This window comes from Vibrio ouci (assembly GCF_004551525.1).
GTDB lineage: Bacteria > Pseudomonadota > Gammaproteobacteria > Enterobacterales > Vibrionaceae > Vibrio > Vibrio ouci.
In genome coordinates, this window is the sequence record NZ_SATR01000007.1 from 14,400 (window position 1) to 28,601 (window position 14,202).

12 protein-coding genes are annotated in these 14,202 nt (G+C 45.0%); 9 read left to right on the plus strand and 3 right to left on the minus strand.

Annotated features, from left to right (window positions below; all coding sequences use genetic code 11):
- Positions 1-38: 38 nt before the first annotated feature.
- Entirely contained in the window at positions 39-1,631 is a 1,593-nt protein-coding gene (locus ELS82_RS06555; protein ID WP_134834772.1) for an ABC-F family ATPase, read from the minus strand.
- Between the two features lie 213 nt (positions 1,632-1,844).
- Between ELS82_RS06555 and ELS82_RS06560 the strand changes: the two genes are divergently transcribed.
- The 3 genes from ELS82_RS06560 to ELS82_RS06570 all read left to right on the plus strand — a co-directional run bounded on the left by ELS82_RS06560 (position 1,845) and on the right by ELS82_RS06570 (position 5,479).
- A complete protein-coding gene (locus ELS82_RS06560; protein ID WP_134834773.1) occupies positions 1,845-4,190 on the plus strand; it encodes an ATP-binding protein in 2,346 nt (781 codons plus the stop codon).
- A 1-nt stretch (position 4,191) separates the two neighbouring features.
- Positions 4,192-5,070, plus strand: a complete 879-nt coding sequence (locus tag ELS82_RS06565; RefSeq protein ID WP_134834774.1) for a mechanosensitive ion channel family protein — start codon at positions 4,192-4,194, stop codon at positions 5,068-5,070.
- Between the two features lie 121 nt (positions 5,071-5,191).
- Complete coding sequence (locus ELS82_RS06570; RefSeq protein WP_134834775.1) at positions 5,192-5,479, plus strand: hypothetical protein; 288 nt, start codon at positions 5,192-5,194, stop codon at positions 5,477-5,479.
- Between the two features lie 84 nt (positions 5,480-5,563).
- Here the strand turns inward: ELS82_RS06570 and ELS82_RS06575 are convergent, their stop codons facing one another.
- A complete protein-coding gene (locus tag ELS82_RS06575; RefSeq protein ID WP_134834776.1) occupies positions 5,564-7,594 on the minus strand; it encodes a cache domain-containing protein in 2,031 nt (676 codons plus the stop codon).
- Positions 7,584-9,029 carry a sigma-54-dependent transcriptional regulator gene (locus ELS82_RS06580; protein WP_134834777.1) on the minus strand — a complete coding sequence of 482 codons (1,446 nt, stop codon included), beginning with the start codon at positions 9,027-9,029 and terminating at the stop codon, positions 7,584-7,586. Before ELS82_RS06580 ends, ELS82_RS06575 begins: the two co-directional genes overlap by 11 nt.
- A 259-nt stretch (positions 9,030-9,288) precedes the next feature.
- Between ELS82_RS06580 and ELS82_RS06585 the strand changes: the two genes are divergently transcribed.
- The 6 genes from ELS82_RS06585 to ELS82_RS06610 are packed head-to-tail and all read left to right on the plus strand — an operon-like array spanning position 9,289 to position 14,197.
- A complete protein-coding gene (locus tag ELS82_RS06585) occupies positions 9,289-10,107 on the plus strand; it encodes an ABC transporter substrate-binding protein (protein WP_134834778.1) in 819 nt (272 codons plus the stop codon).
- A 6-nt stretch (positions 10,108-10,113) separates the two neighbouring features.
- Positions 10,114-10,812, plus strand: a complete 699-nt coding sequence (locus tag ELS82_RS06590; RefSeq protein WP_134834779.1) for an ABC transporter permease — start codon at positions 10,114-10,116, stop codon at positions 10,810-10,812.
- A gap of 7 nt (positions 10,813-10,819) precedes the next feature.
- A complete protein-coding gene (locus tag ELS82_RS06595) occupies positions 10,820-11,536 on the plus strand; it encodes an energy-coupling factor ABC transporter ATP-binding protein (RefSeq protein WP_134834780.1) in 717 nt (238 codons plus the stop codon).
- Complete coding sequence (gene mobA, locus ELS82_RS06600; RefSeq protein ID WP_134834781.1) at positions 11,514-12,098, plus strand: molybdenum cofactor guanylyltransferase MobA; 585 nt, start codon at positions 11,514-11,516, stop codon at positions 12,096-12,098. Before ELS82_RS06595 ends, mobA begins: the two co-directional genes overlap by 23 nt.
- Positions 12,098-13,873, plus strand: a complete 1,776-nt coding sequence (locus ELS82_RS06605; protein WP_134834782.1) for a bifunctional molybdopterin-guanine dinucleotide biosynthesis adaptor protein MobB/molybdopterin molybdotransferase MoeA — start codon at positions 12,098-12,100, stop codon at positions 13,871-13,873. The genes mobA and ELS82_RS06605 overlap by 1 nt, the downstream gene beginning before the upstream one ends.
- A 57-nt stretch (positions 13,874-13,930) precedes the next feature.
- Complete coding sequence (locus ELS82_RS06610) at positions 13,931-14,197, plus strand: DUF2960 domain-containing protein (RefSeq protein ID WP_134834783.1); 267 nt, start codon at positions 13,931-13,933, stop codon at positions 14,195-14,197.
- Positions 14,198-14,202: the final 5 nt, after the last annotated feature.

The following is a 14,202-nucleotide window of genomic DNA, read 5'->3' on the forward strand; positions in this document are numbered from 1 at the left end:
TAGGAGGCTCTTTTTTATATCAAACAATTACAGGTCGATTAACCTGCGATACCACGCGCTTTCAGGAACTCAGCGTATGTGCCGCGGAAGTCATGAATCTGGCCATCTTTGATTTCTAGAATACGTGTCGCTAGAGAATCTACGAATACGCGGTCATGAGAAACGAAGAACAGTGTACCTTTGTATTGCTCAAGTGCGTTGTTCAAAGATTCAATAGATTCCATATCCATGTGGTTAGTTGGTTCGTCCATTAGCAGCATGTTTGGCTTGTGCATCTGAATCTTACCTAGAAGCATACGACCTTGCTCACCACCAGACAGAACTTTTACTGACTTCTTGATGTCGTCTTGCGAGAAAAGCATACGACCTAAGAAGCTACGTAGTACCTGTTCGTCATCACCCTCTTGGCGCCATTGACCCATCCAGTCCATTAGGTTCATGTCTTCTTCAAAATCATGAGCATGGTCTTGAGCGTAGTAACCAATGTTAGAGTTTTCTGACCACTTGTATTCACCTGTACGCGGCTCTAGAACGCCAGCTAGTGTATTTAGTAGTGTCGTTTTACCCACGCCGTTCTCACCGATGATTGCAACGCGCTCACCCACTTCGAAGATAGCATCGAATTTGCTGAATAGATCGTCTTCAAAGCCTTGGCTTAGGTTTTCAACCACAAGAGCGTTACGGAACAGTTCTTTAGACTGCTCAAAACGGATGAATGGGTTTTGACGGCTTGACGCTTTAACTTCATCAAGCTGGATCTTATCGATCTGTTTCGCACGAGACGTTGCTTGTTTCGCTTTAGATGCGTTTGCAGAGAAACGCGCGACGAAAGTTTGCAGTTCAGCAATTTGTGCTTTCTTCTTCGCGTTGTCAGACAATAGACGATCACGAGCTTGTGAAGCTGCTGTCATGTACTCATCGTAGTTACCGTGGTACACGCGTAGCTCACCGTAGTCTAAGTCAGCCATGTGTGTACATACTGAGTTTAGGAAGTGACGGTCGTGCGAGATAATGATCATGGTGCAGTTACGCTGGTTCAACGTATCTTCCAACCAACGGATAGTATCCATATCCAAGTTGTTGGTTGGTTCGTCAAGAAGCATGATGTGCGGGTCAGCGAACAGGACTTGAGCAAGCAGAACACGCAGTTTCCAACCAGGTGCAACTTCACTCATTAGACCGTAGTGCTGCTCTTCTGGGATACCTACAGCAAGAAGAAGTTCTCCTGCTTTAGCATCAGCCATGTAACCGTCCATTTCTGCGAACTGAACTTCTAGATCAGCCACTAACATGCCTTCTTCTTCACTCATCTCTGGTAGAGAGTAAATGCGGTCACGCTCTTGTTTAACTTTCCATAGCTCTTTGTAACCCATGATAACCGTATCGATTACCGTGAACTCTTCGTAAGCAAACTGATCCTGATTTAGCTTAGCGACACGTTCATTAGGATCGTAACTTACGTTACCACCCGTTGGCTCTAGCTCACCGCTTAGAATTTTCATGAACGTAGATTTACCACAGCCGTTCGCACCGATCAGGCCGTAACGGTTACCTTCACCAAACTTAACTGAAATGTTTTCAAACAGTGGCTTAGCACCAAATTGTTGTGTGATGTTGTTAGTGGAAATCAATGTCGTTACCTATTTAATATGAAAAACCGCGCCACACTACTGTTTACCGCGTCTAACTTCAAGCATTGTTTTACGATAGATTCATGACACTACACTGACGATTCTTATGTGTAAGACTATTAGGCTGTGCGCTTATATTTTGCCAGCGATCGTTCGCTTTTCGTATGAAAGTCGCTAAACTAACTCTAACCTCATAAGATTTAAGAGATTTCTATGCGTTCCATAACACGCTTATGTGTGATTTTTTCTCTACTCATCTCTAGTTTTTCTTATGCCAGCTGGGATTATGACTTCCAGCCAGTGCCAGAAGCTAAATCTGTCGCCAGTGACATAGCAGATGAAGTAAACCAGATTCCTGATCCTCTGTTTATGACGTCAAAGGATCACCGTAAAGTTTCACTGCTGTTAAACGCGGTTTTGCAAGAGCAAGACAAACAGCGCGTTTCATTTGATCAGCATTTAGCTTCTTACCGTGAATCCGGCAACGATAAAACTTGGTTTGAAGTAGAATCAAGCTATCTAACATTAAATAGCTTGGCTCAAAGCAAACAACGCCTACTTGAGCTGACTGATAATGCGATACGCGAAAAACTAACGGGCTTCGGTCCTTACGGTGTGACGCAATTTAAGCGTGAACTGCAGTTAACTAAGCTAAATGGCGAATACCTATTCCATTTTCAGATTCGTAGCTTTAAGTCTTTGATCAATGACCTTCTAATTTCGCCTGTTCCGGTTATCTGGGCGGCGCTGAAGGTTCTATTCATCTATTTTGTCTTGGTTTGGTGGCTAGCGAACAACCGCCGCCTGATCGCACTGTTTAAATCTTCGTTTGTCGAAAACTCGAATAAGCCTCCTTTCTGGGTGCGTGTCGTTTGGTACATTAGTAGTGCCAATCGCGCTATTGCTTGGCTGATCGGTATTACGCTTTCCTTGCGAGTACTGTCAGGTATTCCAAGTCTTCAGCATCTTATATACCTTGAGATTTTTACTTGGTGGATTCTCGGCGGTTCGATCGCAGTAAGCTTTATTCTTGAGCTGACCTATCGCCACAGCCGCACTACCAGCCCAGAAGTTATTGCTTTGCGCCTTTCAACCATCCGTCGTTACGTATGGAGCATTATTGTCGCAGGCGTAATCCTGCAAATCTCGATGCGCACCCTTGGTAAAGGTACCATCTATTACTGGATCTACAGCGCTCTGTTCTTCTGGTTTGTCTTGGTTACTGTTTCAGTCCTGCGCCTTTGGCGTACAAAAGTATTTGAGACCGCTGCACATATTCCTGAACGCCCAGTTTGGGTTCAATGGTCAATCAGCCGCAAAGATACATTCCTACTCAATATTGTCGCTACTGCCATTACCATCGTTTGGTTGTCGGTCCACGTACTAAAACACAAGATTGTTGGTGCGCTTTCGAGCTTTAGCTTCTTCAGTCAAGCACTGGCGTACCTGTTTCGAATTGAAGTGGCTAAACAGACCAATAGCCACAGCAATCAAGAAAAGCTGGTTCGAGTCCGTGGTGATGCGACATTTAAGTATGTTCTTCCTGGCAATGCAGACAGTGAATTGATTGATTACGCCACTGATGAGATCAAACAGCTATCTCAATACCTGCTAACTGACAGCCCTGCTGTTTGTATCCTATCTGGTGAGCGTGGCGCCGGTACGACAACTGCCCTGCGCTCTTTACTTAGTCGAGTGAAGAATGCTGAGCCGATTTATTTAAGCTGCCCTTATGCTGGCTATAAAGAATTGCTGGTTCACCTTGCGGTAAGCATTGGCCTAGAAGAAGATGCCACAGAGATCCAAATCTTGGCCCATTTGCGTAAAAGTGACACCACTTACCTCATCGCGATTGATAATGCTCAGCGACTGGTTAAGCCGATGGTCGGTGGTTTGGCCGAACTTATCCGTATTACCAACTTACTGCGTCGCTCGCGTAAGAATCACCGCGTAGTATTTGGTATTGAGAAAGCGAGCTGGCGTTTTGTCGACCGTGCTCGTGGTGAACGTCTGTTGTTTGATTTAGTCAGCTTCCTGCCTCGCTGGACTGAAAAACAAGTTGGACAGCTGCTCGACACGCGCATCAATCAAACGGACGACTATCGCCTTTCGTTTGACGGATTAATGGTACCGAAGCAATGGGACCAGGAAGAATGTACAGAGGAAGAGCGTGCCAAACAGGGCTTCTACCGTATTCTTTGGCATTACTCTGATGGTAACCCAACCGTCGCGTTGCGCTTTTTCCGTTTCTCTCTAAATAAAGATAAAGAAACTGAACAAGTTTACGTGCGTTTGTTTAAAGCGCCTGAATCGCAAGAGCTCGAAAAAATGCCTAAGCCAATGCTTGCTGTTTTGCGCTCGATTGTTCAGTTGGAGATTGCTTCTCCAGAAGTATTGTCTGACTGTACTCAGCTCACCATTGCAGAGATAACTGGTACGTTAAGATACTTCCAAAGCCGAGGCTATATTGAGTGGTCAGAAGATAAAGCTCGTATCTCTGATCATTGGTTCCGCCACATTACTAATGTACTCGACCGTCAACACTTACTGGTGAAATAATATGATTCGTTTTCTACTCGTTATTTTGTCATCGTTTATCGCCCTTCCCGCGCTAGCAACGGAAGAGATGGCTAATGTCGATAACATTACTCAAATCGCCAGTTTGATTCGCTGGAGTGGCGTGTTCTTCTCTTTCTTGGTGATCGCGGCAACTTGGTTACTGCTCAAGTTTATCAACTCAATGGTTGAGAGTATCGGTAGCCAGTTTGCTCAGTACCGAATGTTGCTACAGAAGCTGCAATCATTCATGCAGTTCTTCATCTACATGAGTGCCGGTATTCTAGTATTTATGATGAGTTTCCGCATCAACGACCAAATATTGGCTCTGATTGGCGGTACGCTCGCTGTATCGGTCGGTTTCGCATTAAAAGACCTCGCGGCATCCTTCATCGCTGGTATGACGGTAATGGTTGATCGACCGTTTCAGGTTGGTGACCGCGTCACGTTTGAAGGTAACTACGGAGACATTATTGCTATCGGTCTGCGTTCAGTACGTATGCGGACACTTAACGACGACATCATCACTATTCCAAACAACAAGTTCTTAAGTGAAGTTACCGTCAGTGGCAACTATGGCGCACTTGATATGCAGGTGGTGATTCCGTTTTACGTGGGAATGGATGAAGACATCACCCTTGCGCGTGATTTAATCCAAGAAGCAGCCTCATCGAGTCGCTATATTCACTTGCCAAAGCCTGTAACCGTATTGGTCAAGCAAACTATTACTGATAACTACCTAGCGATTCAGTTAACGTGTAAGGCTTATGTGGTTGATACAGCCTATGAGAAGTTGTTTGAGACCGACATTACCCTGAGGGTGATGAAAGAGTTTAAGAAACATAACATTAGCCCACCGAAGATCGCGGTGCTCGCCCACTAAGCGCACTCTTACCTCATAACCAACGGCCAAACTATCATGTTTGGCCGTTTTTCGTTGGCTTGAAATCATTTTCAATCCCAATATAATCGCCCGCTTAATTTGTATAGCAACTGTATCAACCATGACTAAATATTTGTTCGCCCTCCTTCTGGCTGTTACTTCTAGTGCTGTAATAGCGAAGAGCACTTTCAGTTCCAACTCAGTTTGGGGCAATAACACATACGGCCAATTGGATACTGGGGATATTGTTTACCAAGATGACGAAATCATTTGTCTGCATGGTAAATCCAACAAGTGCTATGACAAGGAAGTATTGGCCAAGTGCGGTATGCCGCCAAAAGCATTAGAAGAGAAGATTAAGTATCAAGATTGTAAGAAAAGACTAGCGGCGAAAACGAACAATCAGTAGCGTTCTTTCATTGAACACTCCTCTCCTTGAAAACGAAAAAGCGGCCATTTCTGTGGCCGCTTTTTTATTTGCTCTATTCTTCACTTAAAGGTTTGTTATCTTTAACTCGTTCTCAGTGCGCTCCGGTAAATAGATGCTAAATACACTTCCTTTACCCCACTCCGAGGCGACTTTCAGCTCCCCACCTGATTGACTTAAGATACTTTGAGAGACAGATAGCCCAAGCCCAGTACCTTCTCGCTTAGTGGTATAAAACGGAGAGAAGATTCGCTTAAGGTTTTCTTCTTTGATTCCACACCCTTCATCTTGAACGTGGATGATCGCACCTTGGCTCTTACCGCCTTCAATCCAATCTTCGCTTGAAATGACCAATCGACCTTTACCTTGCATTGCATGGATACCATTCATCTGTAGGTTAACAAGTATCTGCAACAATTGATGGCGATTGACCTCTACACAGGTGTGAGCGTCAAGCTGGGTTTCAAAACTAATGTCCCGCTTCTTCGCGCCCGTTTTCACTAAGGTCACGCTTTCCTCAATAATTGGGTTAACGTGCTGCCAAGTGATCTCATCTTGCACGCCACCCTGACGACTGTATTGGAGTAAGCTTCGGGTGATATTTCGGATACGGTCGATCTGTGCATGAATCGCTTCGATTTCCTCTGTCACCCTTTTAGAGTCATCGCCTAGTTCAAATTGAATCAATTCAACATTACCAAGTATCACCGCCGTAGGGTTATTGATCTCATGGGCAATGCCTGCGGTTAATTCACCTAATGCCGCGAGTTTCTCACTGATAACCAGTTTATCTCTGGTCTGGTTTAATAACTGGATATGAAGCTCAAGTTCTTCGGTTTTCTCCTTTAAACTCGCGGTTCGGTCTTGAACCTTACATTCAAGACCCTCAGCTGCTTTTTGTAGCTCATTTTTGCGCTGTTTAAGCAGGTCGAGCATATTATCGAATTGCTTCGCTAGCATCGCCAGCTCGTGGTTCTCATCTAAGCCTAGATGGCCAATTCGCGTCTCTTTGCCAAGTTGAATCATCTTCACCACACGGTGGATGTGTTCTATCGGTACAAACAGATCGCGAGAACCGCGATACACCAGAAGACTCGATATCAAGAGCAGGAAGAGTGTGGTAATCGACACTTCAGCGATGTTTGTCATATAAGTGGTCACAAACGGCCACAGAAGATAGCCGGTATACAGCATACCAATGACGTTATCGTACTGGTCGTGAAGCGGCTTATACGCAGTGATGTACCAAGCATCATAAACAAATGCTAGGTTTACCCACTCTTGCCCTTCAACCAAAACCGACTGTTTTACTTCTTGCGAAACACGTGTACCAATAGCACGGCCCTGTCTAACTTCACTATTAAGCGGAACATTAGTACTGACACGAAGATCATCTAAGAACACAGTTAGTGTGCCGACTGGGCGAAGACTGTCTCCTTTTGACGGATAGATTAAGTCACGAATGGTATCGACCAGCGATGTACTGTTATTTAGCAGCAACCCGCCGTCTAAGAAACCAATCAGATCATTGGTTTCATTGTAGATAGGGATGACGGTGCGACTGACTAAACCTCGCCCTTCAACTTGATTGCCGTCTAAGATCGGGGTTTGAGCGCGTATGGTTAAATCTTGGCTGAGCTCTTTGAGCTCCTTGGCAGTAAGGACATCGAAAAACGACTCTTTACGCGTTAAATCCAAGAAGCGGAACTTGTTTTCGATCGTATCGACGCGGTGAAAACGTAGAAAATCGAGCTTATAACGATGTCTCTGCTCGGCAACCCATTGTTGCAATTCTGCTTCGTCTGGTTTCTTACCCCTGACATGGGTAATGAATTCATAGGAATCAGCAAACGCTTTAACATGGTTCGCCTGCTTTTCTTGAATTAGCTCAATACTGTTTTCTGCAACACCCAAACGCTCCGAAACATCCAATAATGCACTTTGCCAGGTGTAGTGAATCGACCAATAGACAGTAATACCGATCAAAGCAATAAGGGTGAGAAAAATCGGCGCAGACGTTAGAAACATGAGTCGATATCGAACCATGGTCTTGAACCGATATCGCCATTTCCCCCACAACGTCGTACTAGTCGGCATAGCTAGAGCCCTCGCTGTCCCACTCTTTATATTTGCGCTCTAATGTTTTGCGGGCAACACCTAAGTCTCTGGCTGCGGCCGATTTATTGCCATCATGAAAATCAACTAATTGCTCGATGTGCGCCCTTTCGACCTCTTTCAATGCCCAAGTGTTTGGGTAGCCAGATGATGTTACGCCATCGTTTATTTCAATCAGTTCAGCGCCACTCGATACCGTCATGGTAATCGAAGGCTTAAGGTGCTCGCCGTTGACTTCACGCCAGTAATGAGCTGGCGGCTTGCCGAGTAAGATACAGCGCTCAATCAGATTTTTCAGCTCGCGAATATTGCCCGGCCAGTCGTAGTCGTTCATTGCATGAATGTCTTCATGGGCCCACTTAGGGTCCGGCATCCCAAGCTCGGCAATCAGCATTTTGGTAAAGAATGGAACTAGCTCAATAAGATCGGCCTTACGCTCTTTAAGTGGCGCAACATCAATCTTCAGCACGTTTAAGCGATAATAAAGATCCGATCTAAAGTTGCCTTTGTTTACTTCTTCTTGGAGATTACGGTTGGTCGCCGCTACGACACGTACATCGACCGTGACTTCTTTCTCGCTACCGACAGGTCTAATTGTCCGTTGCTCCAATACTCGCAATAGTGCCGACTGCATAGTTAACGGCATTTCACCAATTTCATCGAGAAACAAGGTGCCACCACTCGCGACTCTGAACAGACCTTCGCGACTTTTCTTTGCACCGGTAAACGCGCCGGCTGTGTGACCAAATAACTCACTTTCTAAAAGCTCTGGCGCAATGGCACCACAGTTAATAGGAACAAACGGCCCACTTCGTCCGCTTGCTTCATGCACACCGCGGGCAACCAGCTCTTTACCTGTGCCCGACTCACCTTCCACTAACACTGAGGCTCTAGAAGGCGCGAACTGAGTAATTAACTGCTTAAGCTGTTTGGTTTTTTCTGACCCACCCACAATTTCTGTTTTGATGTGACGCTTAAATTCGTGCTTAAGTGCAAGCTGATGTCTTTGCTCAAGACGCTTATCCATACAACGTTGTACGGCTTGTAGCATCTGGTCTAAATTGAACGGCTTTAGAATGAAGTCAGATGCGCCCAGCTTTAATGCAGAAATCGCAGTTTCAAGATCGGCGTAGCCAGTCATGAAAATCACATCGGCTTTCTTATCCTGGTCATTGAACGCTTCTTCCCACTCAATACCCGAACGACCTGGAAGGTTAATATCCAAAACGATCAGGTCATAGTGATTGGTAAGACGAAGCGCTTCCGCTTCTTCTATACTCCCTGCACAATCTACTTTCGCGAACCATTTGCTTAATGCTTTGTTTAGAATGGTCTGCATACCGATTTCATCGTCTACAACAAGAACAGAGAAAGCTTGGTATTGAGATGCTTTAAGTGGGTCAAGTGACACAGGCATAGTCTTTTACTTATTCATGAGGTTATTGGGACAGAGTGTACCAAGTTTATAAGGCCACAACTCTTCGAATGTGAGACATTTTGTCCCAGATCAAATTTTAATATGCTAAGTCATTGAAATTACATTTGAAAATAGTCACAAAGTTTTGGCATTAAGATTGCTTTATATGCGTGCCAGTTTATAACACTGACTGACGGTATTGGTTTTATACATTTCAGAATGGAAAGCCGAAATCAAATAAAAAACGGATAAAAACAACATGAAAGCAATCACTTTTACTCTCGCGACAGCGTCTTTGGCCTTGGTTAGTTATTCCGCTTCAGCAGCAGGCGACAACACACACGTCCGACTCGCTACTACAACCAGTACCTACCACTCTGGCCTTTTAGACTATCTTCTCCCTGAATTTGAAAAAGATACTGGTTACAAGGTAGATGTAATCGCCGCCGGTACAGGTAAATCTCTTAAGATGGGACAAAATGGCGATGTGGATCTTGTGATGACACATGCGCCAAAAGCAGAAGCTAACTTTGTTGAGAATGGCTACGGCGTTCTGCCAAGAAAACTGATGTACAACGACTTTGTTATCGTTGGACCACATGACGATCCAGCGAAAGTTACTTCTCAGAAAGACGTTGCTCATGTATTTGAGAGTATCGCAAATAGCAATGTGACTTTTGTGTCTCGTGGTGACGACTCTGGTACTCATAAGAAAGAAAAAGGCATCTGGGAACAAACCAAAATCGAACCTAACTTCGGTGGCTACCGCAGCGTAGGTCAAGGTATGGGCCCAACGCTCAACATGGCGAACGAAATGCAAGGCTACACCATGACTGACCGTGGTACTTGGCTGGCATACAACAACAAGCTTGATCTAGAGATCTTATTCCAAGGTGACAAGCAGTTGTTTAACCCGTACCAAGTTATCCTAGTTAATCCAGAGCGCTACCCAAGCATCAACTACCAAGGTGCAAAAGAGTTCAGTGATTGGCTGGTAAACCCTCGCGGCCAAGATCTGATCAATAAGTTCAAGTTACACGGCAAGCAGTTGTTTGTCGCAAACGCGAACGAGAAATAACCCTCTATGAGCCTATGGCAAACCACCTTAGATGCGCTCACGCTATTAGTGAGTTTTGATACTGAGCTTTGGGAGATCGTTGCGGTCTCCTTTAGCGTGTCACTATCTGCAATATCGATCGTTTTACTTCCAGCGATTTTGTTATCGTTTGTCCTCGCGTACACCAACTTCAGAGGCAAATGGTTACTGCTATCACTGGTGAATACTTTGCAAGCCATCCCAACGGTCGTTATCGGCCTTCTCCTGTACATGATGCTGTCACGTTCAGGTCCGCTAGGAGACTGGCAAATGCTATTTACGCAAAAGGCAATGATCGTAGGTCAAATGCTCATAGGCTTCCCCGTGTTAGTTTCAATGATGCATGGCGCATTGCAATCGAGCGATCGCCGTGCGGTTGAAACGTCCATCACACTTGGGGCGTCTATTCCGCGCATTATAGCAACCATGATCTGGGAAACTCGCTTCCCTCTTCTTGCTGCTGCTATTGCTGCGTTTTCTCGTATTGTTACTGAAGTCGGCTGTTCTACTATGGTGGGTGGTAACATCATGGGGATTACTCGTAATATTCCAACTGCAATCGCAATGGAGAGCCATAAAGGTGCATTTGCACAAGGTGTCGCGCTCGGCATTGTGTTACTTACTCTCGCACTGGTCTTGAACTTCATGCTCACCAGTATGCGCGGTAAAGGTTACTTAAGGAGCTAGGCCCTAAATGACAATAAAAATTACGGCACAGCAACTCTCTATGCGTTTCAAACAACGCGTGCTGTTCCATATACCAACACTTTCTATCGGGCCAAATGATGCTATCTATCTAAAAGGCGATAACGGTGTCGGTAAAACAACCCTGCTTAAGATCCTCTCTGGGTTAATCAAACCCACTACAGGTAATGTAGTTGCACCAAACGACACTTGGCTACATCGTCTATTTCCGCGTACAGGCCGAAAAGACGTTATCTATCTGCATCAATCACCTTATTTGTTTGACGGTACGGTTTACGAGAACGTCGTTTATGGCATTCGCTATCAAAAAGAAGAAGCAAAAGATAAGCGAGCTCAAGTTATCACTGCCCTGCGCATGGTAGGCTTAGAAACATTAGCGGATGAACATATTTCCGTTTTGTCTGGTGGTGAGAAGCAAAGAGTAGCAATGGCGCGCGCCTGGATTCTTAAGCCTTCGATTCTACTGATGGATGAACCTAGCGCTTCACTCGATCAAGAGTCTATTGAACGTCTAGTGATTATGGCCCAAGATCTCATCGATCGAGGCTCTAGTCTGGTTATTACGAGTCACCAGCAAAACGCATTAACCGATTTATGCCGTAAACAATGGTGGATAAAAGAGACAACTTTGATAGAGTCTCCACTGCTACAAGTAATTTCAGATAAAGAGTTAGATAAAACTTATGCTTCTTCCAAAGCAAACTAGCTGGGTAATCTTAGCTGGTGGACAAGCAAGCCGAATGGGAGGCCAAGATAAAGGCCTCGTTCAACTAAACGATAAGCCATTAATCGAGCATGTGATTGAACGCCTCTCATCTCAAACATCCCAAATCCTGATCAACGCCAATCGAAACCTTGATACCTACCAACAGTATGGTGAAGTGTTTTGTGATCAGTTTGAACAGTTCCCTGGCCCTATGGGTGGCATACATGCAGGGCTAGTTAATGCTAAAACCGACTGGGTTGGTTTCGTTCCTTGTGATAGCCCTCTTATCAGTAACGACATCGTGGAACGTTTTTGTCGTGAAGTGAATGATGAGAGCGAGATTTTGGTCGCTCATGACGGCGATCACCAACAGCCTGTTTTCACCCTTTACCACAAATCCGTGCTAGATAGATTGACGGCATTCTTAGAGCGAGGCGATCGTAAGATCATTTTACTTTACAACGAATGTAATACTAAATACGTCGATTTTAGCGACTCTCCTCAATGCTTTGTTAACTTAAACACGCCAGAAGAGTTGGCGCAATTTGGTACGATTAATTAATGAATTTTCAATTGCCTATCCCAATTTTAGGTTTTGCCGCGTACTCAGGTACTGGGAAAACAACCCTATTAGAAGTTCTTCTGCCAAAACTGACTGAAGCGGGTTTGCGCATTGGTATGCTAAAGCATGCTCACCATAATTTTGATGTCGATAAAGAAGGCAAAGATAGCTACCGCTTAAGAAAAGCTGGGGCTTCACAAATGCTGATCTCATCACGTAACCGCTTTGCTCTGATGACAGAAACGCCAGAAGCGGAATCAGAATTTGAATACCTGCTAACAAGATTTGATACCGACAAGCTCGACGTTATTCTTGTTGAAGGCTGTAAAAATATTGCGTTTCCAAAAATTGAACTTCATAGAGAAGTCGTAGGTAAACCTTGGCTCTACCCTAGCGACGACAACATTATTGCTATTGCCGCAGATACCGAAGTAACAGATTCAGAGCTACCACAAATGAACATCAATGATCTGGATGCGATCAGTGCCTTCGTTGTGGATTACGTAAATCGTCAAGCAAACCCTGTTGTGACAAAGTCTGAAGGTGCTTGCTGCGATACCTTATCTCCTGCATTTCTATCAGTAACGCAAGGTCAGGAAAAGATCCTTTCGATGGTAAACCGCGTCGAAGGTACCGAGGCATGTGCGATGTTCGATGCGTCAGGTCGCGTGTTATCGGATGATGTCATCTCCCCAGTTAACGTCCCTCAATACACCAACTCTGCTATGGATGGGTATGCCATCCGCGGTGAAGATATCGGCCTTGCTGAATATCAAGTCGTGGGCGAAGTGATGGCAGGTTACGCACACAATGCGCCTCTGCTTGCGGGTCAAGCGGTAAAAATCATGACGGGGGCACCTACTCCGGTTGGCGTTGATACCGTAATCATGCGTGAACAATCATCACAACAAGGTGACATTGTCACGTTCAACGCCGAGATCAAAGTGGGACAAAATGTCCGTCAAGCAGGTGAAGACTTAGCAATAGGCGCAGCTGTATTCAGTCAGGGTCAGCGTCTCGCGTCACCAGAAATGGGCATGTTAGCGTCACTGGGTTTTGGAGAGTGCACGGTTTTCCGCAAACTAAAAGTCGCGGTATTTTCTACTGGCGATGAAGTACAAGCTCCGGGCACCGAACAGAAAGAAAACTCTATCTATGATTCAAACCGCTTTACCATCATGGGGATGTTACAAGCGCTTGGCTGTGAGATTCTCGATTACGGCATTATCGAAGATAACGAAGATCTGATGATTCAGGCACTCGAAGAAGCCTCACAAAATGCAGATGTAGTGATGACTTCAGGCGGTGTTTCAGTCGGTGATGCGGATTACATTAAGTTAGCACTGGATAAGTTAGGTCAAATTGATTTCTGGCGCATCAACATGCGTCCGGGGCGCCCTCTTGCTTTCGGTCAAATCAACAATAAGCCTTTCTTTGGTCTACCGGGTAATCCGGTCGCTGTAATGGTTTCCTTCATCAACTTCGTCGAGCCAGCATTACGTAAAATGCAAGGTGAAGTCGATTGGCAGCCACTGAAAGTTAATGCAGTTGCGACAGAGAACCTACGCTCTCGCCAAGGGCGTACTGAATTCAGTCGTGGTGTATACGAACTTGATTCGCGTGGCCAGCTAACCGTAAGGACCACAGGTAAACAAGGTTCAGGAATTCTTCGCTCTATGAGTGAAGCAAACTGCTTAATTGAAATTTCTCCTTCTGTTGACACAGTTAAGGTAGGAGAAAGCGTGACAATTATCCCACTTCAAGGCAGAATCTAACCTTCAAAGTATAAGGCCAGTTTACTGGCCTTTTGTTTTACTTACTTGGAATCACTTATGGCTCGTACAATTCTTTATACCTACAAAAACGAAGATAAAACGCTTACGTTTTCTTACCAACAACACCGCAATATTCATGAAGCGGTGGCTGAAGCGGAAGGTATTGATATTTCAGAATATCTAAAGATGGAGCAGCAGATTGAAGCAATATCGGATACCAAATCGATGCGCAATTATCGCGACAATCACTTCAGAAAATTAGGATTCGGTAAGATCACCCTAGCTCAGAAAGAGAACTTGGGCGTCGGTAAAAAAAGCAAATAAAATCA

Coding starts and splice junctions, on each gene's coding strand:
- ELS82_RS06560 (WP_134834773.1), top strand. CDS start 1,845: ATGCGTTCCATAACACGCTTATGTGTGATTTTTTCTCTACTCATCTCT.
- ELS82_RS06565 (WP_134834774.1), top strand. CDS start 4,192: ATGATTCGTTTTCTACTCGTTATTTTGTCATCGTTTATCGCCCTTCCC.
- ELS82_RS06570 (WP_134834775.1), top strand. CDS start 5,192: ATGACTAAATATTTGTTCGCCCTCCTTCTGGCTGTTACTTCTAGTGCT.
- ELS82_RS06575 (WP_134834776.1), bottom strand. CDS start 7,594: ATGCCGACTAGTACGACGTTGTGGGGGAAATGGCGATATCGGTTCAAG.
- ELS82_RS06580 (WP_134834777.1), bottom strand. CDS start 9,029: ATGCCTGTGTCACTTGACCCACTTAAAGCATCTCAATACCAAGCTTTC.
- ELS82_RS06585 (WP_134834778.1), top strand. CDS start 9,289: ATGAAAGCAATCACTTTTACTCTCGCGACAGCGTCTTTGGCCTTGGTT.
- ELS82_RS06590 (WP_134834779.1), top strand. CDS start 10,114: ATGAGCCTATGGCAAACCACCTTAGATGCGCTCACGCTATTAGTGAGT.
- ELS82_RS06595 (WP_134834780.1), top strand. CDS start 10,820: ATGACAATAAAAATTACGGCACAGCAACTCTCTATGCGTTTCAAACAA.
- mobA (WP_134834781.1), top strand. CDS start 11,514: ATGCTTCTTCCAAAGCAAACTAGCTGGGTAATCTTAGCTGGTGGACAA.
- ELS82_RS06605 (WP_134834782.1), top strand. CDS start 12,098: ATGAATTTTCAATTGCCTATCCCAATTTTAGGTTTTGCCGCGTACTCA.
- ELS82_RS06610 (WP_134834783.1), top strand. CDS start 13,931: ATGGCTCGTACAATTCTTTATACCTACAAAAACGAAGATAAAACGCTT.